The organism is Segatella copri, assembly GCF_019249795.2.
In the GTDB taxonomy this organism is placed as follows: domain Bacteria; phylum Bacteroidota; class Bacteroidia; order Bacteroidales; family Bacteroidaceae; genus Prevotella; species Prevotella copri_B.
This window is the reverse complement of record NZ_CP156892.1, coordinates 1-23,229: the sequence shown is the minus strand read 5'-3', so window position 1 is coordinate 23,229 and position 23,229 is coordinate 1. Positions and strand designations below refer to the sequence as shown.

Sequence of the window (23,229 nt, the reverse complement as noted above, 5' to 3'; positions counted from 1 at the left end):
TTAAAATGTTTTTCAAAAAAATCAAAAGTGAAGTCATGGGAATCAAGGATTCCTACGACTACAGACGGGCATGATTTCTGCCCACAAGTGTTTTAATCTTTTAGTCCACAACGTGTTCTGGGCTATGCGTGAAGAACTGAAGGAAGACCGCTTTGAGGGTGGTCTTACTGAGGAGGAGAAGCATTGGGCTTCCACCAAGTCAGCCATCCGCAAGGAGTTCCGGCTGTCTGATGCGTACACCAAGAGTCTGGAGGCGATGGACCGTGATGTTTCCATCGACGACTACTGGGGCGCGATACGTTGGATGGAGTCGTTGGTTGGCGAGGCTCACAGAGACGAGCTGCTTCGTCTGATTGACGGGTTGCTGGAACCTTTGTCGCCGAAATGAGCGATTTTTAGATTAGCAAACAAAGCGTGAAGTGTGAAGGGGGTAAATGAACTTTAGCGTGAAAAGTGTGTTAAAAAGAAGGCATAACTATCTGATACCCTTTCTCTTTATCTTTTGCGCACGATGTATATACAAAAGTTCTTATACACCCCCTTCACACCCACCCAAACATACAAACAAGAAGAAGTGATTGTAAAAGTCTGTGAAAATCTGACCGAATAGGTCAAAAAATCTGTGTTCATCTGTGAATTGAAAATCGGCGGCCGAAGGGAAAGCCAAATCTGTGGGACATCGATAATCCTCCGATTTGTTAAAATCCGGAATTTCCTTGGCTATTTCAGATATTTCCCTTATATTTGCAGCATGTAAACAATAAAAATGTACTCGATTATGATTAGTAAGAATGTTGAAAATATGATTCCAAAGATTCAGCAATTCTTTGGAAGCCAACCCATCAAGAAGGCTTGGCTCTTTGGTTCATGCTCAAGAGGCGAAGAGAGTATGGATAGTGATGTCGATATTCTTGTAGAGTATGATCGCCAGAACTCCCGAGTATCATTGATGAAGATTGCTGCCATGATGCTCAATTTAGAAGATTTACTTCATCGTAAGGTAGATATGGTAGAAGCCAGTCGCCTCTTACCTTTTGCATTAGACTCAGTAAATAACGACAAGTTCTTGATTTATGAGAGAAAAAGTTAAAGATAGAGGCAGATTAGAACATATTCTTGAAGCCATCAATGAAATTCAAGAGTATAAATCTCAATATACTTTAGAAGACGTTAAAAACAGCAAGCTTGTTTTTTACGGCTTTACGAAGTTTGTTGAGGTAATAGGAGAGGCTGTCTATATGCTGACAAAGGAATTTAGGGCTAGTCATCCGGAAGTTGATTGGCGTGTTATAGAAAAGATGCGTCATGTATTAGTGCATGGCTATTATACTGTAGATCCGGAAAGTCTTTGGGATACAATAGAATGTGATATTCCAGAGTTAAAGCCTTGGATAGAGAAATATCTGCAAGAACAACCAGAATAAAGTTTTCCGTCAGGCGACAGACAATCGCAATTTTATTGCGTAAGCACTCTCAGCCAGCCCTTTAGGTTTCTGTCCCCTACAAGGGGAAGAGGACAGGGGAGTCGAAAAATCTGCGTCATCTGACCGAATAGGTCAAAAAAATCTGCGTCATCTGCGAAATCTGCGTGACCCTCTTAAATCCCCCGCCGCCCAGGCCGCAAAGAAATCTGTGTTCATCTGTGAAATCTGTGGGACATCGATGTGTTAAAAACCGGAAATACCTTGGCTATTTCAGATATTTCCCTTATATTTGCACCATGTAAGGTACTAAATATTAGAATTATGAGAACGTTCAATTATAATGAAATGCCTCATGAAGTTTTAGAAATGGCTTCAGAGTACGCCATTAAGGAAAGTCGTTCGGGAAGAGGTCTATCTCATTCTCAGGCAATGGAAAAGATTAAAGAGCAAAGAGGATGGAGAAATCATTAATATTATGGTGATAGCTCATTACAGGCAGTCAACTGTCACTGTTGCAAAAATGATTAATCGCTTCATCGAGCATCATACGAAATAAAGTCATCTGTCAGATGTTAAACTCTCACAAATCGCCATTCCATCCCTGGCGGTCCCATCCCGCATAACCTGGCGAGACCTTTGATGGTCCGCCAACCTTATAGCGTAGCGGTTCGAGCACCGAGTAGGGCGGTTTTCCTCTTCTTCCCTGAGGTTTCTGTCCCCCGCAAACGGGGGAACCGAAGGGGGTGTAAAGACCATTGGAGAAGACCGAGATGAGAGGTGGAGCCTTCTTTAATGGTAAAGAAGGACGGGATGATTTTAGAACAAATCTCTTTGCAGGAGAGACGGAGAGGTAGAAAAAACTCTTATAATATCAAATTCAAATTAGTTTTACTCAATCAATATCCAGGTAAGAATACCCTAAAAACGATTCTTATCTGGTAAGGACTCTATGTCCTTCATTTCCGATACGAAACAATTGTATAGTTAGAAATAACGAAATAATATATAAAACGAGAAGTAGCTTAGTAGTCTGGGCGCTACATAATCACCCACAACGCATCCTGCAGTTCTCTTTCGGAAACTGACCCACCGAAAGAGGCTCAGGATGCAATTATATAATCGCTAAAAGACACAGCTTGCCTTATAATAATGATGAGGTAGAGAATGCTGTTTAAAAAAGAGCATAAAGTTTATTCGTTTAATCCTGCAGCTTTGACTTCAATCTTTTTTGGCTGTAAGACAGATGATACTATGATAGAGGAAGTTAAACAGGTAGTTAGAGACAATGAATATCTAAGACATGTTAAGTTTTATAAAGCTGTCATGGATAGTAATGCTTTTAAACTGAATTTTGAAGAATTGGATTAGTATCTTTACTATTGGTGTAGATTCTGTCATTTGTTTAGTACCAAATTACGTATGAATCAATTGTTATTCATGATAAACAATAATATTATATGATAAAAGTAATGTTAGTCTTCGGAACTCGTCCAGAGGCAATAAAAATGTGCCCATTGGTAAAAGAGTTTCAGAAGCATAATGATGGGTTTGAGACCATCGTTTGTGTAACAGGTCAGCATAGAGAGATGCTCGACCAAGTATTGAATATATTTGAGGTAAAACCAGATTATGATCTCAACATCATGAAGCAGGGACAAGACCTGTATGATGTCACTGCCCGTGTATTGACTGGAATGAGAGATGTATTCAAGGAGTGCAAGCCAGATGTAGTATTGGTTCATGGCGATACAACAACATCAACGGCGGCAGCCCTTGCAGCATTCTATCAGCAGATTCCTGTTGGTCATGTCGAGGCAGGACTTCGTACACATAACATCTACTCACCATGGCCAGAGGAGATGAATCGTCAGATTACAGGTCGTATTGCAACTTACAACTTCTCTCCAACACCTCTGTCAGAAAGTAACTTGAAGGCAGAAAAGGCACAAGGTAATATTTATGTAACTGGCAACACGGTGATTGATGCCCTTCACATGGTAGTAAATAAGTTGAAGAACGACGAGACTTTGGCGAAGGAGCAGAAAGAGATTTTAAAGCAGGCAGGTTATGATGTTAATCGTTTGGCTGATGGTAAGAAGCTGGTTCTGATAACAGGTCATCGCCGTGAGAACTTCGGTGAGGGCTTTATTCACATGGTAACTGCCATCAAGGACTTGAAAAGCAAATATCCAGATGTAGATTTCGTTTATCCAATGCACTTGAACCCAAATGTGAGAAAACCAATCCACGAGGTATTCGGTGAGGATTTGAGTAACTTGGGCAATATGTTCTTTATCGAACCATTGCAATATTTGGAGTTTGTATATCTGATGGAGAAAGCTACTATCGTACTGACAGATTCTGGTGGCATCCAGGAAGAGGCTCCAGGATTAGGTAAGCCAGTTCTCGTAATGCGTGATACTACAGAGCGTCCTGAAGCATTAGCAAGTGGAACTGTTCACCTTGTTGGTACCGACTACCAGAAGATTATGAATGAGGTTAGTACTTTGTTGGAAGATGAGCAAGCTTACGAAAAGATGTCAAAGGCCGTGAATCCATACGGAGACGGTAAGGCTTGCGAGAGAATTGTAGAAATATTGAAAAAATAAAAGAAGACTATATTAAAAATTATGTCTAGTACTGATTCTAGAGTTAAGAAGTCTTTGTTGAATGCAAGGGTAAATCTTATTTTCTATTTTTTGGTATTGATATTGTCTTTCTTTTCAAGAAAGATTTTCTTAGATACATTAGGAGCAGAATTTATTGGTTTTACAAGTACTTTGCAGAATTTGCTAGGATTTTTAAACTTGGCGGAGTTAGGTATTGCTACTGCTATTGGATATATTCTTTATAAACCATTATTTGAACATGATGAATTAAAGATAAATGAAATTGTTTCTGTATTAGGATATTTATATCGCTGTATTGGTGTGGTAATATTAGCAGCAGGAATGATTCTTTCCATATTTCTTCCTTTGATCTTTCCAAATACAGAGTTTAAATGGACTTTAATATATTTTGCTTATTATAGTTTCTTAGCTTCTTCATTAATAGGATATTTTATCAATTATCGCCAAAATTTGTTGGGTGCAGATCAAAAGAATTATGTTGTTGTTGGTTATTTCCAATCAGCTAATATTCTTAAAACACTTTTGCAGATATTTCTGGCGTATTATTATAAAAACTATTATATATGGGTAGCTATAGAACTGACTTTCGGTATCTTATACTCATTCGTACTTAATTGGAAAATCAATCAAACTTATCCATGGCTTAAATCTGAGATAAGTGAAGGTAGAAAGTTGATGAAGAAATATCCTGAGGTCGTTAAATATACGAAGCAACTGTTTGTTCAAAAAATAAGTAGTATAGTACAATGGCAAACAGTTCCATTTTTGACTTATGCATTTGCTAGTTTGCAAATGGTGGCTTACTATGGTAACTATACTATTATTACAGATAAATTAGCACAGTTTGTCAATACTTTCTTGGAGAGTACTGGAGCTGGTGTAGGTAATTTAATTGCAGAAGGGAATAAAGATAATATTAAAAAAGTCTTTTGGGAACTTATTTCCATTCGTTATTTTATTGGCGGCGTTATATCTTTTGCTATTTATATGTTAATCAATCCATTTATAGCATTATGGTTAGGAGATAAGTATATCCTTGATGACATCATCTTAATCTTGATAGTAATCAATGTGTTTATAAGTTACACAAGAGGTGGTGTTATGCAATTTAATTATGGATATGGCTTATTTTGGGATGTTTGGGCTCCTATAGCAGAAATTGTAATAAATTTAGGTGTAGCTTGCAGTTGTGGTGCTCTTTGGGGACTTCCTGGTGTTTTGTTGGGTGGTATTGTTAGCCAAATTCTGATAGTGAATATTTGGAAGCCTTACTTATTATTCCATTGGGGATTTAAAGATAATGTATTGGAGTATGTAGGTGGTATAGGAAAGATTCTATTTTTAGTAATGATATCTATTTTATTGGTTACTTATATAGCAGACCATTATATAAATATTATCCCTAATCAGTCTTTCTTATCTTGGGCTCTATATGGGGGAATTGTGGTTTGTACATATATGTTGGTATTAGCATGTATGTTCTTCTGTTTCGTTCAACAGTTCAGATTTTTTGTACATAGATTTATTCATAAAAGTAGCATTAAATGAAAATAAGTGGAAAATTTTTGAAAGTTTTAATACCTTATAAAATATATAAGCTAATAGCAAATGGCTTTATAGTTGTTCCGAAATATTATAAGGAAATCTTAACTGAGACGGAACGTTATTTTGACCTATCTTTGGAAGATCATATTTATAAGGATTTGATGTTGATGCGTAAGTTTGGACATATTATAGATAAAGGCTTACATCGAACGGATGCATCTCCTGGGCATAGTAAAAATTATTACGATGCCTTGAAGCAGCTGATAAAGAAAATAAAAAAAACGGAATATGCTAATGATCCTACGGTATTATGGGCAGAAGAAAAGCTTGCTAAATATGAACAACTTCAGAGTCATCCTAATGAATTCAAACCTTTCAGAAGCGATTTTTCCCAGAATAATATAACTTTTGAACAGTTTGAAGGACTTGTAAAGGCAAGACGTTCAAATCGTTGCTTTACTTCTCAACCAATATCAGAAGACACCATTGCAAAATTGAAGGATATTGCAAATTGGGCTGCTAATAGTTGCAATAAACAGCCTATTCGAATTTTTGTTGCTAATGAACAAGATTTAGCAAAGAAATGCCTGTCATGTTGTATCGGGGGTACCGGATTTGGTGAAAATATTCCTTCTTTTTGGTGTTTTACAGCTAATGTGAGAGGTTATGTTTGGCCAACAGAAATGTATTTACCTTCTGTTGATACTAGTTTGGGTGCTCAGAATGTTTTCCTTGCTGCACAAACTATGGGAATAACAGGAACAATTCTGTCCTGGGGACAACATACTAAAGAAGATGATATAAAGCTTAGAAAACTTTTGGATATTCCTGAAGATTATGCTATTATTTTTTGTGCAGTCATGGGCTATGCCGAATATGGTTATTTAGCTCCGATACGTAAAAATAACGAATAACATTTAACTGATTATAATGAATATATTTCTTATCCATCAATATGCAGGAAATAAAGGTGATAGAGCGGTAGCTTATGCTATGTGCAATCTCATCAAGTCGATAGACTCGAGTATTAATATAACCATCTCTACATCATCGCCAGAGTTGTGGAATAACGAACCTTTTTATTCGAAAAATGGTATCAAGTTTGTTTCTAACAGTTGGTGCTTTAGTGAAGCTTCTCCACATTGTTATTGGCAGACTTTAGAAAAAGTTAAGCCCTATACTTTTACTATACTTCGTACGCTTTATTTAAACATGGGTAAAAATAGCATTTGTAAATGTTTTATTAATCCTGGTTATATAATCACGGCAAAACGAAAAGCGCACACATTCAAAAACGAAATGTGTTTTCCACAGACAAAAACGAAATGTGAATTAAAAAAGCACTCAAACAGCAAGTTTGAGTGCTTTTTTGTGATTTTAATCGAATAAAGACCAGTCTATTTCTTCCTTTTCCTTCCAAGCAGATTCAAGACAACCTTGTATGTGTGCTTGAACTCCAAGAGTGAAGGATGTCAACTCTTCAATATCTTTGAATGTGTATAGAAGAGGATTGGCATCAGAACCAAGTTTGACAGTCGGCATTGACTTCAAATCTCCATCCTTGGCCAAGCCATAAGCCAAGGTGTAGTTTCGCTGATTTTCATCAGACAGCCACACCTGATGACCATTCCACTCATAGCCATCCAATATCGCTTTCTGAGCGTTTGAATTGATCTGAGTGATAATAGTATCTTTCACCTCTTCCAAAGTTGGCTGATGATTAAATGTTTTGCGCCAGTTCCAGCCAACTTCATTGCCATCATCCTTGCCGAATCCATAGAACAAATCCCAACGGTTTCGACCAACCTTCATCAATCCGTCTTGACGAATTGGAGAACCATAAACTTTTTCCATCTTCTTGTTGTTGTTTAAAAGTAAATAAACTGCCGTTCAAACCTTGTTTAAGTGAATCGGTATTTTACCTTGTTTCCATCAAAGACCTCACTCTCAATCACAGTTGTGAATGGGAAACAATCCTCGATGTCACTTGCTTTGTCCAAGATTTGTTTCATTTCCTCGGATGCCGTGAAGAATTTTGCCCATTCTCCAGTCTTGGCATCCTTAAAGCTTACGATGTAACGACCTTCACCTTGTGAGGTCTTCACATCCTTCTCATAGTCATGGATTTCGATTTCCTTGTTGACAATGGCACTCAGTCTGACAGCCTTGCCAGGGAATCGTTTCTTTCCATCCTCTGGGGTATATGTAATACCCAGTTCACTGAATTTCTTCATACGTCTATTTGTTAGTTTGAAAAATAAATGTTTGCAGTCTGCATGGCAAGCCATTCCTTTGAATGATCCTATGATTTCCTGTCTTCGCTTGCGACTCTTGACCTTGGCAAGATGCCTGGCTGTTTTCTGCTTGGTTCTTTTTCTTACTAAGGAATAATCCTCGTAATGAACAAATCCCAAATAATCAAGTCCAACACTGACAGGTCTCACAGCTTCACTTGGTTTGATATTCAGTCCAAGTTTATCAAGTTCTCTATGCAAAATGTCTCGCCACCTCCAAAGATCTCGCTTGTCAGTTGACATCATTACTATATCATCACAATATCTGTAATAATAGCGGATTCCTACGACTTCTTTCATATAATGGTCTATGGGTGACAAGTGGAGGTTTGCAAAGCATTGCGAACTTCTTAGTCCTTTTGAAAGCCCTTTGGGTAGCAAATGAACAAAGTTTGAAAAGATTTTTAAGACAACAGGATCACTTACGTATTTTTTCAAATCTTCATACATCAAATCTTGATTTATGGAGTCATAGAAATGATATATATCACATTGATAGTAATATAAATGCTCCTCACATTCATGTATGTCATTTTCAACAATATGGTGAAGATAGTGCATACCTCTTCCCTTAATGCTTGCAGCAGAAGTCTCAATCACCGTTGGATATACGTACTTTTCAAAGACACTCATAATTGCATGACAGCCAATTCTATCAACAACCGGAGGTGCTTGTACATCTCTTTCCTTTGGACCATCTTTCACATGAAGGTTTTTGAAACCTGTTATGTGGAAAGTACCATCCATAATGTGTTCACGGAGATATGTTTTGATTGTCTCTTCTTTCTTTCTTAGTCGCTCTTCTTGTTCTGGCTTCAGATCTTTCACCACATAGTCAAAACTTTCGTTGAGGTTTTCGATTGAGACAATCTCCGGGACCAAATTGTTCAATGTCTTAAAATCATTCATAAGCCTTCAGGACTCCTATTTATGTTTCGGCTTTCCACAATATTGTGCTGTTGCCGAGGCTCGGGGTTCTCGCATATACGATGGGCAATCACGTTGCCACCTGCATGGGTGCGATGAAGCTGTCTAAAGACAGGTAGTTCTTAATTCGAGACGAGTGCCGATGTTCGTATTCGAGTTCGATGAAGCGTTGTTCGCATTCGCATAAGCGAGACCGCCATTCGCATTCGCATTGTTGTTGGCACGATACAGGACACGACCGTTGAACCCCTCTACCTCCCCTTTGGGGACTGCAAAAGTACATAAAATTTTTCAAAAATCGACCGCCATGGGCGGTAAATTGAGGTGGAGCACCTTTTTTAGAAGGTCTCCACCTTACGCTTTGACGCTTTTCCGCCATCACGCTGTTTTCAGCTCTATCGCTCCCTTGAAGGCGAGACGAGTGCCGATGTTCGTATTCGAGAACGATGAAGCGTAGCTCGCACCCGCACAAGCGAGACCGCCACTCGCAAACGCATAGTAGTCGGCACGATACAGGACACGACCGCTGCTATGGTTATACCAATAGATGACCGTGTAGTTCTGATTCCACTTACTGTTGTCGCTTGTGAGCTTTGTTGGAACAAGATCAGCATGTCTTCCAAATCTTACACGTCCGATGCAATAGCCGTTGGCATTGATGCCTTGCACGGCTCTCTCTGTTTGAGTGAATGGGTCATAGATATGCCAGACACAATCCAGGGAATCACCCGATGTTGCAACCATCTTGCTTTTCTTGAAACTTGTGAAGCTCTTGATGTTCACACCTACGTTGTCCATCCACTCACAGTTGCAAGCCAAGAAGTTCTCTATGCCGAGCACCTTGTTTCCCATGCCATTGTTCCAAGGACTGTTTGCCTTTCCGATGGAGTTCCAATAGCCTGTTTTATAGTTGTTAGTCCATCCATTGCTGCTTGATGAGCCAACACCACGGCCATAGCCACACACTGCCTGTGCATCACGGTTTCCAATGAGCGCATAGAAGAGGTTTGCCACATCCTTGCTGGTCTCGTAGTCTATCATCTGATAGCCCTTGCCTCTCAGCCATGCCAAGTTTTGGAAGTCCTTGTAGGTATAGTGCAAGGTAAGATCGGCTATGTCTGTAGGGTCTATGTTCTGCACGTTGCCCTCGCTGTCATACGTCCATCCTGTATATGTGTTGCTGTTGCCGTCACCTAACTTTGCAGCGACACCAGTCACACTTCTCAGGGTTCCGTTGAGCATGGCTGCCTCATAGATCCCGACAAGTTCTGGCTTGTGCTCCACCCAGTCTGGCTCTATTGCTTCAAGTTCGGAACTATCCACGGCAATAACCTCACCATCCGCATTGGCTACCTTCACGGCAAAGATGAAATACTTTGAGCCATCTGGAACCGATGTGAAGGTATAGTCACCTTCCATGAAGTCTGAGTCAGAAGCCATGCCAGTCAAGTTGTAGATGTCGATGACAGAGCCGTCTTCCTTGACGAACACTCCACCGATACGGCTGCTTGTCACTCCAGGCCAACGTACCTGCTTCATGCCTTCCACATCCATCTTATATGCGTTGTAGCTCGCATTGGTGCGAACGAACGTCGATGAGCTGTCTATTTTAAGGTTCTCAGAATCATCGTAGATGTTTGTGTCAATGGAGTCAGTACAAACGGAACAACCAGCCATGAGCATGATTTCCGTTAGCTTTACTTTCTTTGTGACACTTGCACTTGACATCGGCTTTGTCTGTAGGCTCGAATAGAACAAGTACTTTCTGTCATGCTTGTAGTCGTTGATGCCCTTGTACCAGTATCGCCCGATATACATGAAGGCATCATACTCACCCTTGTCGTATGTGTTTTCAAGCGAACGACCGTCGGCAAGCTTCGAGTAGTCGCTTTCATCCAAAGGAATGCAATTCATCTTGGAACTTCCCTGGTCGTAGATGCCTATGACTGGCTTCATGTCATTCCAAATTTGCAGGACATGTGCGGATGCCTTATATTCGTTGCTGTAGTCGTAGCCTGTTTTGTTGTCAAGGTTGGTGATGTTCTGAGGGTCGTTCACCGTGTCATCAAAGACAACTCCACTGTATTGGCTGTTATATACATTCAACTCAGGGAAGTAGGCTTGCAATGTTTCAAGCGTCTCCTTGGAGATGAAGTCTGTCATTATCCATCGGCCTGTCAAGCCTGAGCATTTTCCGCTCTCACCATAAGATGTGCCATTCACGTCAAGTCCAACGGCTCCACTGTCCTTCAATGTTTGGAGAATGCTTGATACTCCAGATACATTCACGTCCGTCAAACGGATGAACTTAATGTTAGCACCACCATTGATACAGTCGAGCAACAACTGGGTACTGCTGATCTTTGGGCTATTTGTCACAAGCACACTTCTCACACCATCAAGGCCATCAAAGGAGAGGCCTCCAGGATATTGAAGCCTTGGAAGGTTCTTGAAAGAGAGACTTGTCATCGTAGATGGTAGTTGCAGCGTCTCGATTGGCGAGGTCTCTGCGAGGTCTATTGATGAAAGAAGTGAGTTCTTGGCAAGGACTGTCTTCAATCGTGGGCAATAGGTAGCCGTAATTGACGTAATCTTTGTATTTCTTACGTCAATAGAGGTGAGGAACGGCTTGTTTCCAAGGTTCAGTTGAGTGATGGATCCACTTCCTTCCACGGTCTGGTAATATTCGCCACCAAGAATCAGTTCTTGCAACATTTCACAGTTGGAGATGTCCCAGCTCTCAGCCTTTGGGGTGCAACCAGACAGGTCAAGCAAGGCAAGGTTCTTCGCTCCAAACACATAGAGCATGGTTCCTGCACCAGTTGCCGTCATTCCACTTCTGAGCGTGTAGCTCTCACCTGCCTTCAAATAGCAACTGTCCACGCAAGCGTCGGCACGATCCACGCCTATTCCAAAGAATCCATCCTTGGCAGCTCTGATGTTGATGGTGATGTCGCTTCCGACGGCACGCATCTTGAATGGGTTTTGGTAAAGTTCGCCCACTTGGTAATATCCATCACGATAGGCAAAGCGTTTTCTGAATGTCTCAGGGAGATCGTCAAGACGTAGCCCATGAACCGCATAGTAATAGTTGGCTCCAGCGGTGGAGTTCTCTATGTACTTTCTTTCGCCATCGAACGATGAGATGACCTTTGCCCATTTGCTGAGTCGGTCTGTCAACCACAGTTTGGTGCAACCTTGCGCTGAGAATATCTTCATGCCGTCTGCCTCTGCATTTCGCATGTCCTGTGCGATGTCATGCAAGGTGACTGCGCTTTCCCCATTTCCATCAAGCCAAAAGACTGCCGCCTTGTATGACTGCTGGAACATTACGCTGTTCCAGCCCTGGTAATAATGCTTAGGGTCATTTACGGCATCCAAGTCCCAAGGAACAGTGAGACCACAGTCGTTGTCATAGTTCCAGACACAATCGCCATCATACCAGTGGTTGAAGTAGGCTCTCTTGTTTCCATCCGTGTCCTTGTAGAAAGACAGCATCATGTTCTTGCTTCGCTGATCGACTGCAAGGATATAATCGCTTGCGCATACATAACACAAGGTGCTGCGGACGTTGGCAAACTTGTGAAGCTCGTGCGACCACTTGGCAAGACGGTTCTCCTTTGTTCCGCTCACCGTTGCCCCATCAAGGGTGATGTCGCCATCTGCCTCTGTGAGGTCGTTGCTACATTGCTGTGTAAACAAGAGGAAATTATAAAGGTCGTATGGAACCTTCTTCCCAGACTCATAGAGGGCATTCAAGTCATCATCGTCAGGGTATCGGCATTCATAGTAGGAAAGCCAGACTGGCTTGCCTGTCGCCTCGTCAATCCTCATCATGTCATCCACGCTGTCCACGCCCTTCAACCAACAGAGATAATCATATTTCAGATACTCATAGCACGTCGTTGGATTGAGAACCTTTCCAGTGACAGTCCACTTTCTCGTAGCCTTGTCATAGGTCATGGAGCCAGTGGTGTCCATCCAGTTTCCACCGCTATACTTGGCGTACTTGTCATCAGAGGTGTGATAGACTGCCGTCCAGTCATATTCGGTCACTTTGTCCGCCTTGACCTCTGCAAGGCTCTTCGATGTTTCCGTTGGGTCTGCCACGGCCGTGGTCTCTATCATGGAGCCTGTTCCATCGTTCTCGATGAATATGTTGGAAGGACCGCAATACTCGGAAAGCATGTAGATGTTTCCAGCCACGAGCGAGGAAGTGTCCTTCATCACCTCATCCTTGAAGTCCGTGAGCTTTTGGCCCTTTGCTGCCACAAGTTCCTTGAAGTCGCCATAGTTCAGGCAGTCTGCCGTATAGCCGTCAACCTTCTCGAAACCAAAGAAAGAAGGATTATTCTTGTCCACGTTGAAATTGGCCTTCGCATGGAAGTAGGCGTATGACTCATTGGTGGCATCCACGGAGTTGATGTCCGTCCTGAAAAGTGCGCAAGGAACTGAGTCGATGGATGTATTTAGTGTCTCACTTCCTTTGTATGCGTTCTGGGCTGGTGTCATATAACCTTCACCAAGGGCACGTTGGAGCTTGTTCATCAGTTCCATCGTAGCTCCATTGTTTGCGCCACCAGAGTCGGAGTAGTCCACCTTGATTGTCGCCACGTTGAACCACATGCCGTCTTCCTTCACACGAATCTTGCCCTTGGCTGCCATCTTCTCGCATAGCTTGAATTTCTCCAAGTCTTCACCTGTGAAGTCTTCCTCTGTATGGAGCAAGATGACCTTGCAGCCCTTGAACTTGCCCTTCTTGTTCTTGACAGGACGGAGTGAAGAGGTCGTGCCTTGGTTTACGGTTGGAACCATCAGCACCTTGAAGTCTTGCCATGGACGGTCTGGGAACCTGACTATCCAGTCGAAGTAAGCCTTGGTTTTCTTGTCGCCATCAAGTTTGTCCAGATAGCCAGGATAGTTCTGCTCGATGTTGTCCGTGTCGGCATTTTTAAGGAGTGTGACACAACAAAGCCCTGCATTCATGCAGGCTTGCATGGTTGGGCGGTCCTTGGTCGTTCCCTCAGCTGTCTGCGATGCCATCACCAGGTTCTTCTCATACTCACTGAGCATTTCCTTGGTGTCCTTCAAGCCCACAAGGTAGTTGTTGAGTGCCTGGCGGAAATTGAAGTATGTAGCCCATGCCGTAATCTTATACAGGTAGATGTCTGCACTGGTACCGTCGAAGTCGATGGTGTGTTCGTTTGTGGTGAACTTCCCTGCGTCATAGTAACAAGCACCAGCTTCGTCACCATTTCGGAATATCTTGATGCTTCCTATACCAGAGTATGGGGCGATGGCAGAAGGCTCTATCACGATGTCGAAGCGTGTCACCGTGTCCTGGGCGTAATACACCACGGCTGTCTGTTGCGCTCCAAGGTCATCTGGGTTGGTTGCCGTTGCGCCATCACAGGTGAAGACCAGTTTCTCACCAGTGAGATAGAAGCCCACCTTGTTGTCGCCAAGGCAGTCTATCAATTTCACGTTTCTGTCTTCCACATTCTTGACCTTGACCGTGAAGCTGATGGCCATTCCATTCTGTTCAATGCTGTTGGATGCAAAAGGCTTGTAGTCGCACACCGCCTTCATGTTCTCAGCAATACGTAGGGACATGATGCCCTTGTCGTTGTCCGTTCCATAGGAGGAAGTACCAAAGGAATCCTTGACAAAGCCATTGGTGCTCCAGTTTGACCCTTCCACGTTGATGGAGGTCTCACCGTCCTTGATGGCCTTGTCTTCCTCGCTGTTCGAGCGTGAGTCCATGGTGATGTTGAACACTCGCTGTGTGTTCACTTCCTCCACATCGACCAGACTTCCGTCAATCACGAAGGATGCTGCCTGTGATACGGAATCCCCACATTCCACATATACGTCGATGGTCTTGGAGCCATCATGTACGCTTTCAAGCACCTGCTTGTTATACGTGTATGTCTGCGAGCGATACGCCACGCTGCTGTTCTGTACCGTTCCATCGTAAAGAATCACAGCCTTGGGGTTGTTGTCGTTGGCCACATATAGCGCATAGTCGATGGAGATTGACTCGTAGAGCTTGCGCTTGCCTTGGATTTCGTCCGTGTACCATCTTGTGGCTACAATGGGAGTGTTGTTTCCTTCCTCCACGACCATGACTGAGGTATGGAGGTAATTGCCAATGACACCGCTTCCCACATCCTCGCCATGGATTCTCAGTGGATAGGCTCCATGTGTCAGTGAAGTTCCCAGACAGTTGCGTGGGTCTATGTTGACGGAATGCGAATAAGTGTCCGTGATGATTGATGAGCCAAGTTCCTGCCATTGGTTGTTGATGTAGATTTCCGCAATGGCCTTGATGCCCTTGTCGCTGGCGTTGTTGGCAAACTTATACATCGGGATGCTCTTTGCGGATCCACCGACGGAAAGCGAGGTGTTCTGCGTGAAGTTGAGGGTCTGGACGCTTGTGATGGTCACATCAACACCAGAGACATTGATGTTTCTCGAACCGTTGTTTCCTGCGTCATCGTATGCCACCAACTGGAAACGCTTGGTGGTTGCCGTCACGAAATAGGAGCTAACGTCTATGCCAAAGTCGTATGTGTCGCCCGATGCCGACGAAGCCTTGTTGACTGAAAGGGTTTCGAGGACTTGGTTTGTGTCCCTGTCCTTCAACACGATTTTCTCTATCATGTTGTAGATCTCGCCACCTCCTTGCGTTGTGATGCTTCGGATGGCTGCCTTGATGAGCACGGTGCTTCCTGCCTTGGCATAAAGTGGTGAGCTTTCAAACTGGATGCTCACAATGGTACCAGAGCCACCACCGCTGCCTGTGCCAACAGGGAACTGTTGTTCGTCACCGATGCCCTCACCCTCTGAATTGGCAAGTTGAAGCTTGACCACTCCCTGGGTCTCGGTGTCCACCTTGATCTGTGAAGGAACGTTCTTGTATGCGCCTCCAGTGGAGAAAGCGTCCTTGCCATCCTTTTCAGGCTCATCCTTTGCCTCCATTTTAGAGCCACCGCCAAAGTCACTCCAAAGACCCACTTCGCCAATATCCGTCACCTCACCCTGGAATTGCTTGGTGTCCATTTTGTTCTCACCAGTGGAGTATGAGATGATGAGACCCTTCTTCGCATAGATGACACCAGTCTTCTCCTGGTATTTCAGGAGGGCTGAGACAGCGGTCTCCAAAGACCAGAATTTTCCCACGTCTGGACTGCCCACAAGCTTGTCGATGATGAGGTATGTCTCGGAACCTGCTGCGAGTGAGCCAAAGTCTTTCCAGTTGTCCGTGTTGAGCCAGTTTGTCTCGGTCACGGTCTTGCCCACGTATTGGTAAGTCTTCCAAATGCTCGCTGACATCTCGAAGGAAATGATCAGACCGCTCACAGCCTTGCCTTCCTTCCATGCCACATGAATGGCAGACATACTCTCGTTCTGGCTGTCGGAAAGTTGGTAATAGCCAGTGATTGGAACCTCGTTGGTGGCATTGAATATGCTTGCAGGGGTTGCCTTTGGAGCTATTTGCACCATGTCGTTGCCTGTCCAGATGTAAGGAACCTTTCCCATGACATCCACATAGATGACAGATTCACGAATGGTCTGCTTCACCCATGTCGGCTTGACATCTTCTCCCACCACGAGATCCTGGAGCCTTTCCAACTGCTTGTTTTCCGATGAATATCTGTATGAGTTTACGATGGAGGCAGATGGAGTGTCCCAGTAGGACACCATGACCACATCATAGACTTCTTCTGGAAGGTGGGAGCTTGGCACTTTCTTGTTTGAGTCAAGCGGGGCGATGCCGCCTGCCTCGCCAATCTTGTCCGTGATGGCTTTCACGGTTGCCGCATTTGCCACGGCAAGGCTCTCACGGATGTTGTCTGCCAAGGCTTTGCCACCACAAAGTGTCCATTCCGTCCATCCTTCATCCTTTGTGTGGGTTCTGGTATATTCGGAAAAGACAGTTCCGCTTGTTATCTGCTTTTCTGCATTGAGGGCGATGGAACCTCTTGCCACCTGTATGCAATATTCCTGGTCATAGCCAATGACAAACTGGCTCACCTGTATATTCACACCGTTGAGCTGCGCCCTCATCTCACCTACAAACTTGAAGTTATCGGAGGTGGCACATGCTGCATCAAGTTTGTTTTGAAGCTGGGCTTCCTTGGTGGTATCGCCATCTGTGAGATTGCCAAGCGAGACGAATGGGTCGCTCAGTGCGCTGCTGTTGTCACTGGTTCCCTGGAGTCGTTTCAAGAGTTCCGCATCACCATTTGTGCGGTTGGTCTGTTCCGTGTCGATATGGGCTTGCAAAGTTGTGTCCGCTTTGGCTCGATCAATGATTTCCTGGTCAACCTGTTGCTGTAGGGCATAGATGCTTCCAAGATTACCCATCAATAACCAAGGATCTGTGTCATTGCCCTTTTGGAAGGCATAGACATTTCCACTCTCTTGCTGGGTGGAGTTCTTTGCGTCGTATATGGCTACGAGCTGGCCAAAGCGAAGTGCCTTGCCATTGCTGCCTATAGGAGCCGTGCTGTCTGCCTTCATGGCTGCATAGCTCTTGTAAACCTGATGGATGCCAAGACCATCCGCATTCTGCTCCATATCGGCAAGGTATGCCAAAGTATCGGCATGAAGGCTGCCAACTTCCTCTGGGGAGATACTATCTACCTGCGTCTTGCGACGCAAGGTTTCTGCACGCTGTTGTAACTTGTAGATTGATTCCATAGTTTATTTGTTTGATTTAAACTCACTATATTTGAATGTAACAGATACAGGAATAATAGGAAATTCATAACTATCATCATAGAAGTCTTCAGGGAAACCTCCTTCTGGCTGTAGAAGGACTACTGGAGCAACAGGCTTTGCACAAACAGCAAGTTGGTATTTCTTTCCAAGATAATCAAATGTAGGACTGACCTTTCCTTGCAGATACTCACTATCGTTGCTGTCATCAAACTTAAAGAGTATTCCTTTTGAAAGAGCTCCATCAGAAGTGTCCCAACTCTTAGCCGATGTACTGATGTTGATTGTAAGTTGTCTGTCATTGTCTGCCTCGTTGACTTTAACCTTACCCGAATATCCATTAAAGAAGGTGACTTTTGCATTTTCCTTGATTGAGCCAAGACCAAGGGCAGAGGAAAGCAAATCCAGCAAGGGATGCAAATTATATAAATTATAGGCTTGGTCAGCACCTGTTGAATCCGTACTCACATAAACCTCCTTGGATTGAGTGCAATTTCGATTTTGCCCATCTTCAAAAGTTCGGACATCTTCTTCCTTGTTTTTGACGCATATATATATAGGTTGATTCCAATTATCTATAGCCAAAGGAGTGTCTGGCCATGAGAGAAAGTCACCATCAACAACAAGCGTGCCTGCTGACAAGATGAATTTCGTCTGCATCTTTTCCGTGTCAATTTCAGAATTTCTAAAGTCATAGTCATCCAGGATGAAAACATTTGTCTTAACCAAGGCCAACAATAAAGGCTTGATGGTTTCGACTATCATGTCTTGGAGTGTCTTCAAGTCATCCAAGCAAACAGGCTGACCGCCCTCACTAAAAATTAGCTTATTCATAATCGTATAATTTTATGCTGTACGTGCGTCCAGCTGGTTTGTAAAACGATAACAGTTCCTTTATCCTTGTAAGGTTCTTGCCCTTGTATTTGTCTTCATTGGAGTCAAGCGATGTACAAAGAAACGTTGGAACCCATACGACGAAACTGTCTTTGTAACTGCTTTCTTCCTTGTATTTCAAAATGACACCAGTCTTTGAATCCTTGTGCAAATACTTGCATGGTGCATCCTCATGTTTGAAATGCCAATAGCTTGTCAAGTCTTCCTCTTGCGTCTCGATGTAAATTTGAAGATCTGACAGGAAGAACGCATCATTCAAGATTTTCTCCAAGTATATGACATTGGCCGTGATGTCAAGTTTTTCCGATACATTGTCACGATGCTCCATCAGTTTGTCGTAGATGAATACCAAAGGTAAGATGAGAGCCTTCAACAGGGCTATGAGAAACTTACTTCTCAAAATAGGTGGAAGTAATTGTACCACCAACTTCGTCAAGTCAATCCTGTACCACATAATTCAATGAGTTTGTGAGACCTTCTGCGATGAAGCTACCGCCCAAGGCCGTATAGTTATTTCCTTTAATCTCTGTGTAGCTCGTGCCACCATCTTCCATGTAGGAGCATTCTCCAAGTTCCACATCGTTCACTCCATCAACATTCAGAATGGCATTTGTCAGCTTAGTCTTGTTGAAAGTTCCACCATATACGATGCCACTCAAATATGAGTTTATGGCATTCTCCACAGGCTTGCTTCCATCGGAAATCATAGTGCCATCCGAATTGATGACCAATGGGTCAACGTAAATCTTTGCCCTGATGACAATTCTGTCAGCCTCCTTGGAACGGATGGAAAGAACCACTCCTGCGACCTTCACCCTGTTCATGTACTGTTTGAACACCGTTAAAACGTCGTTTGAAAGTGCCACAGGCTTGCCGTCCTTGTCACCGCTCACAAGTATTTGTACGCTCGTGCCCCTGTCTCTCACGGCTGCGTACTTCACCACTTGCTTGCTTTCGTCGATGTTGGCATACATATACTGTTGGGTGGCCTCGTTCAACACAAGGCTGTCACCGTACTGGAACGCCTTGGCCATCTTGTAGTACCATGGCACAGAGGCGACCACGGCCATGGAGACTTTTTCATCCACGTCCTTCGTATATTGCTCAAAGATGGCTTCAAGCACATGGCTACAGGCTGCCACGATGAAGAATATGATGTTCTCCAAGCTTACGGATGAAAAACAACGATTCCATGTGTCACCCTCTTTTAGCCCATATTTCTCACGGATGTTGGCATCTGCCATGAAGGCATCCGTCATCGTCTTTTTGATTTCTGATACAGTCCTTGCCATGTTACTCAAATTCTTGTGTAAATTCCTCGCCAAAGATTCTCAGGCGGACATTGCCGTTGTCCCTTGCGGTTGCAGGGCTTACGTCATTGTTCTTGCAATAGTTCTGCATGACTCTGTTCCATGTGCCGTCTGGAAGTTTCACCTCTGTTCCTGGCTCTGGGATGTCCGTGATGCCGATTCCATTCTTTTGGGCGATGGCTATCATGGCTTCCCATGAGCCAAACTCCTGGATGGCGATGTCTGCCATCGTCTGTCCGTCCTTGACCTTTGCCTTCATAACTTAATCTTTTTTGCCTTTCTTCACAGCGTTATATACAGAGCCACAAAGGCAAGTGAGAATAAGAAGCCAAAAGGCATAGTTCAAGATTTTGTCCATATAGCCAGACTGAGATTTGACAATCTCTTTTTGTTCGTCTTGCCTTTGGTCATGTCGCTCGTTTGCCTTTTGCTTGTTGGTCTCATGCTGCGTCTGGGCCGTTGACTCGTTTTTGCTTGCCTTTCGGTTACGTTCCGTGCTTCGGTACTTTTCCTTGCTCAGGACGTTTCCGTCCTTGTCAAGTGTCAGCACGGTTGAATCCTTGATGTTCACGGAATCAATCACGTTCAACTCATATCGGATGATGGTGGAGTCCTTGAAAACAATGGAATCCCGAATGTTCACGGAATCCTTCAAGACAAGCTTCTGCGAAGACTCCACTTTCTTGCTCGAACCACAGGCGGCAAACATGATCACTGCCAGGAGTAAATAAATGTAATGTTTCATTTTGTCTTGTTTTTAGATGTCTTTGTACTCATCCTTGGCATTGAAGCAAGGGCAAGCCTTGATCCACTCATTGGGTGTTATCTTGCCATCATGGTTCAAGTCAGGGCTAAAGTCACGATGTCCCTGGATAATCGCATTTGGATATGTCTTGCGCAATAGCTTCAAGAGGCTCACCAATGATTTCTTCTGTGCCTCTGTGCGGTTGTCCGTTGGCTTTCCGTTTGCGTCGATGCCACCGATATAGGCGATGTTGATAATCTTTGAGTTCCATCCTTTCACGCCATTGCTTACCTTCTCCACGGCCAACATCTGATGAATCTTACCATCTGGAAGAATCACGTAATGATAGCCAGGGTATTTCCACCCCTTGCGTTTAAACTCCAGTTCGAGTTGCTTGATGGTTGTGCTTTGGCTGCCAGCCGTGCAATGGATTGCGATAAATTCTATTCTTCTCATTTTCTTTTCAATGCTTGGAGGGCGTTTTCCACATCCTCTGTTTTTACGTTCAGTTTACTTGCGATTTCTCCCACAAGAGCCTTCTTCAGGAGTTTGAGGAACGGCATGTTCGGGAAACAGATCAGCATACTTGCGGATGTGCTCCATAGCTCCACGAGGATGATGCAAATGCAGATGGCACTTGTGGTGAGTCCGTTGCTCGCCCCGATGAGCTTGTCAATGAGGATGAAAAGCACAATTACGGAACCATACACCGCCAACTTGCTGAATGAATCCCTGGCAAGCTCGCTCTTTGTGAATCGCTTTTGCTTCAAGCTGGATGCGATTCCCCAGGCTGCGTCCATCAGCACAGCTGCCACCGTGAAGCCCACCATCGTCTCGTAACCTGCCAAGAAATTGGCTATGATCAGGAATATGGCAAGGAGCCATCCCCACACAGTGGACAATACCACCGTCAATTTATTCAAGAAATGTTCTAAAACCATTTTTGTTCGTTTTTAATATTTTGCTTTTATTTGAATGCCAGTTTGGGTGATTGTCACCTTTTCGACGCTTTGCCCATCCATTTCCAGCTGTTCCTTGACTTTCGTTCTCCAATAGATTGGATCGTTGTCAAGCAACATGTCGCTGATGCCTACGCCAACGGATGGATTTTCTTTCAGCTCACCATTGTGAAGGGTAAGTAGCAGGGCTTGGTTCTGTCTGAGCACGTCACCCACCAGAAGAGAGCCATGCGACACCATTGGCTCCAGGATTGGAGAATCCTTGTTGTATTCAAGTTGTATTCCTTCCATGTCAATGCTTTATTTTCTCATCCTCATAGTCGCCCTTGTTGAACGACTTTGCGGAATCCGTTGGTTTGACCGTTGTGAAAGTTCCACCAGGGTGGCTCACGGTCACTTGGTGTGTATGGTTGTTGAAGGCTTCCACAAGCTCATTGATCTTTTGGGTCAGCTGCCCTATGTTGATGAGACCTCCAAGCTTGCCACCGTTGATGACGATCGTCTCAATGTGGTCAACCTGTAGAACGACAAGTTCCCTGAGGTCTCCCGACAAGCTGCCGATGGTCACGGCACTGCCCACCTTGGGTGTGACCAGCATCAAGCCATCGTCTTTTATCTCGGAGGCTTTGAGCCTTACCCCTGGTTCCGTCAACGGATTTCACTATACCTTGGTAGATGGCGATGCTCTTGCCTCCACCTGCCAATGCCCTCAAATGTTCCTGTAATTGTCTGTACTCATCCATAATCAACTCAATCTAAATCCTAAACTGACCTTTCAGAGACCACACCCAGAGACCACCTTGGCAAGGAGATCCTTCAAGGCTACCTTTTGAAGCACTTCGTTCTTCATGTCCTTTCGGAACAGAAAGATGTCATCCTCGCAATATAGCTTGACGTTCCCTCCATCGGTGGATATGCGTTGAAGCCATCCTTCGAACTCAGTTTCAAGTCCTGCCTCTTCGTAGCCAAGGGTGATTATCACCTTGTCGCCTCGCTTTAGCTTGTCTTCGACCTGGAGGGCATGGTTGTACTCTGATGCAGGAAGAGTAATGACAGCCGTGTCCGCAAGTAGTTCCACGCTACGATGGATTTCTACCTTGTCAATCATACAGAGCTTGTATGTGCCGATTCTGATGTCAAATGCCATGGTGTACATAATTCTATGCGTTTAAGTCGTCACGGCTCAACAGCAACTTGTAGATGTCATCACTGTAGGCCTGTATGGTGTAGTTTTGATTGATAGTGCCAGAAGTGAAGGGAATGTCCCAACTCTCGATGGCAAGTTGGCTGATGCCGAATATCTCAAGCAATGGATTCAGTGCCTTCACGTGACCAGCCTCACAGAAACTTCTGAGCTTTGCCACGTCCGCCTCAGGGTACTTGCCATCCATGCCCATCAAGATGCCCTCGATTCTCACGCTGTAGTCATCCTGCGTCCAACGTTCCTTGATGCTTCCCCTGATTTTGCCCTTTGAGACGTTTCGCCTCACAAGTATGTTCTGCCCATTGACGCTGATCATTGGCTCCATGGGGAAAAGCCACTCTTGCGCTCCAGACTCTTCAAGCTGGAATCGAAGGGGCAAGACCATCGGCACGCCTGTCGCATTCGTGCGAACCACGTCTTCAAGCTCTGCATCCGACATGGTTTCCACGTCAAAGCCCGAACTGTCTGGAATGGTCTTGGCCGCTGACATGTAGCCAAGGTTCACGCCATGGAAGTTGTTCTCTCGAAACAACCAATAAGGAGGAACCTTGGTGAGTCCCATGGCTCGCAAGG

General features: G+C 44.1%; 22 protein-coding genes. 8 read left to right on the top strand and 14 right to left on the bottom strand.

What is annotated here, in order from left to right; genetic code table 11:
* The first annotated feature begins 124 nt into the window (after positions 1 to 124).
* From KUA48_RS13070 to KUA48_RS13035, 8 genes are all read left to right on the top strand, one after another.
* Positions 125 to 388 carry a hypothetical protein gene (locus KUA48_RS13070; protein WP_118079067.1) on the top strand — a complete coding sequence of 88 codons (264 nt, stop codon included), beginning with the start codon at positions 125 to 127 and terminating at the stop codon, positions 386 to 388.
* A gap of 414 nt (positions 389 to 802) precedes the next feature.
* Positions 803 to 1,090 (top strand): nucleotidyltransferase family protein, encoded by a 288-nt coding sequence (locus KUA48_RS13065; protein WP_228113218.1) that lies wholly within the window; start codon positions 803 to 805, stop codon positions 1,088 to 1,090.
* Positions 1,074 to 1,424, top strand: coding sequence for a DUF86 domain-containing protein (locus KUA48_RS13060; protein WP_218433764.1), 351 nt, complete (start codon positions 1,074 to 1,076; stop codon positions 1,422 to 1,424). Before KUA48_RS13065 ends, KUA48_RS13060 begins: the two co-directional genes overlap by 17 nt.
* Positions 1,425 to 1,745: 321 nt before the next feature.
* A complete protein-coding gene (locus KUA48_RS13055; protein ID WP_153101091.1) occupies positions 1,746 to 1,895 on the top strand; it encodes a hypothetical protein in 150 nt (49 codons plus the stop codon).
* A 693-nt stretch (positions 1,896 to 2,588) separates the two neighbouring features.
* Complete coding sequence (locus tag KUA48_RS13050; RefSeq protein ID WP_118255925.1) at positions 2,589 to 2,792, top strand: hypothetical protein; 204 nt, start codon at positions 2,589 to 2,591, stop codon at positions 2,790 to 2,792.
* Positions 2,793 to 2,881: 89 nt separating this feature from the next.
* Positions 2,882 to 4,033 carry a non-hydrolyzing UDP-N-acetylglucosamine 2-epimerase gene (wecB, locus tag KUA48_RS13045; RefSeq protein WP_218433765.1) on the top strand — a complete coding sequence of 384 codons (1,152 nt, stop codon included), beginning with the start codon at positions 2,882 to 2,884 and terminating at the stop codon, positions 4,031 to 4,033.
* A 21-nt stretch (positions 4,034 to 4,054) separates the two neighbouring features.
* Positions 4,055 to 5,602, top strand: a complete 1,548-nt coding sequence (locus KUA48_RS13040; RefSeq protein WP_118153418.1) for a lipopolysaccharide biosynthesis protein — start codon at positions 4,055 to 4,057, stop codon at positions 5,600 to 5,602.
* Entirely contained in the window at positions 5,599 to 6,513 is a 915-nt protein-coding gene (locus tag KUA48_RS13035) for a nitroreductase family protein (RefSeq protein ID WP_119226652.1), read from the top strand. Before KUA48_RS13040 ends, KUA48_RS13035 begins: the two co-directional genes overlap by 4 nt.
* Positions 6,514 to 6,976: 463 nt before the next feature.
* Here KUA48_RS13035 and KUA48_RS13030 read toward each other — a convergent pair whose 3' ends face one another.
* From KUA48_RS13030 to KUA48_RS12965, 14 genes are all read right to left on the bottom strand, one after another.
* On the bottom strand, positions 6,977 to 7,453 hold the full coding sequence (locus tag KUA48_RS13030) for a hypothetical protein (protein WP_218433532.1): 477 nt from the start codon (positions 7,451 to 7,453) through the stop codon (positions 6,977 to 6,979).
* A 47-nt stretch (positions 7,454 to 7,500) separates the two neighbouring features.
* Positions 7,501 to 8,802, bottom strand: a complete 1,302-nt coding sequence (locus KUA48_RS13025) for an RNA-directed DNA polymerase (RefSeq protein WP_218433530.1) — start codon at positions 8,800 to 8,802, stop codon at positions 7,501 to 7,503.
* Between the two features lie 396 nt (positions 8,803 to 9,198).
* Complete coding sequence (locus KUA48_RS13020; RefSeq protein WP_218433529.1) at positions 9,199 to 17,526, bottom strand: hypothetical protein; 8,328 nt, start codon at positions 17,524 to 17,526, stop codon at positions 9,199 to 9,201.
* Between the two features lie 3 nt (positions 17,527 to 17,529).
* On the bottom strand, positions 17,530 to 18,378 hold the full coding sequence (locus KUA48_RS13015; protein ID WP_153095103.1) for a hypothetical protein: 849 nt from the start codon (positions 18,376 to 18,378) through the stop codon (positions 17,530 to 17,532).
* On the bottom strand, positions 18,371 to 18,892 hold the full coding sequence (locus tag KUA48_RS13010) for a hypothetical protein (RefSeq protein ID WP_153095102.1): 522 nt from the start codon (positions 18,890 to 18,892) through the stop codon (positions 18,371 to 18,373). Before KUA48_RS13010 ends, KUA48_RS13015 begins: the two co-directional genes overlap by 8 nt.
* Complete coding sequence (locus KUA48_RS13005) at positions 18,876 to 19,730, bottom strand: hypothetical protein (protein ID WP_153095101.1); 855 nt, start codon at positions 19,728 to 19,730, stop codon at positions 18,876 to 18,878. The genes KUA48_RS13010 and KUA48_RS13005 overlap by 17 nt, the downstream gene beginning before the upstream one ends.
* A gap of 1 nt (position 19,731) precedes the next feature.
* Positions 19,732 to 20,007 carry a LysM domain-containing protein gene (locus KUA48_RS13000; protein WP_153095100.1) on the bottom strand — a complete coding sequence of 92 codons (276 nt, stop codon included), beginning with the start codon at positions 20,005 to 20,007 and terminating at the stop codon, positions 19,732 to 19,734.
* Between the two features lie 3 nt (positions 20,008 to 20,010).
* Positions 20,011 to 20,493, bottom strand: coding sequence for a hypothetical protein (locus tag KUA48_RS12995; RefSeq protein ID WP_218433527.1), 483 nt, complete (start codon positions 20,491 to 20,493; stop codon positions 20,011 to 20,013).
* A 12-nt stretch (positions 20,494 to 20,505) separates the two neighbouring features.
* Entirely contained in the window at positions 20,506 to 20,949 is a 444-nt protein-coding gene (locus KUA48_RS12990; protein ID WP_118255079.1) for an N-acetylmuramoyl-L-alanine amidase, read from the bottom strand.
* Positions 20,946 to 21,434 (bottom strand): phage holin family protein, encoded by a 489-nt coding sequence (locus KUA48_RS12985; protein WP_153095099.1) that lies wholly within the window; start codon positions 21,432 to 21,434, stop codon positions 20,946 to 20,948. Before KUA48_RS12985 ends, KUA48_RS12990 begins: the two co-directional genes overlap by 4 nt.
* Before the next feature lie 12 nt (positions 21,435 to 21,446).
* Positions 21,447 to 21,743 (bottom strand): hypothetical protein, encoded by a 297-nt coding sequence (locus KUA48_RS12980; RefSeq protein ID WP_118066405.1) that lies wholly within the window; start codon positions 21,741 to 21,743, stop codon positions 21,447 to 21,449.
* Between the two features lie 221 nt (positions 21,744 to 21,964).
* Positions 21,965 to 22,195 (bottom strand): hypothetical protein, encoded by a 231-nt coding sequence (locus tag KUA48_RS12975; RefSeq protein ID WP_369503340.1) that lies wholly within the window; start codon positions 22,193 to 22,195, stop codon positions 21,965 to 21,967.
* Between the two features lie 32 nt (positions 22,196 to 22,227).
* Positions 22,228 to 22,608, bottom strand: a complete 381-nt coding sequence (locus tag KUA48_RS12970) for a hypothetical protein (RefSeq protein ID WP_369503339.1) — start codon at positions 22,606 to 22,608, stop codon at positions 22,228 to 22,230.
* 4 nt (positions 22,609 to 22,612) lie between these two features.
* Entirely contained in the window at positions 22,613 to 22,972 is a 360-nt protein-coding gene (locus KUA48_RS12965; RefSeq protein WP_369503343.1) for a DUF6046 domain-containing protein, read from the bottom strand.
* Between the last annotated feature and the right edge of the window lie 257 nt (positions 22,973 to 23,229).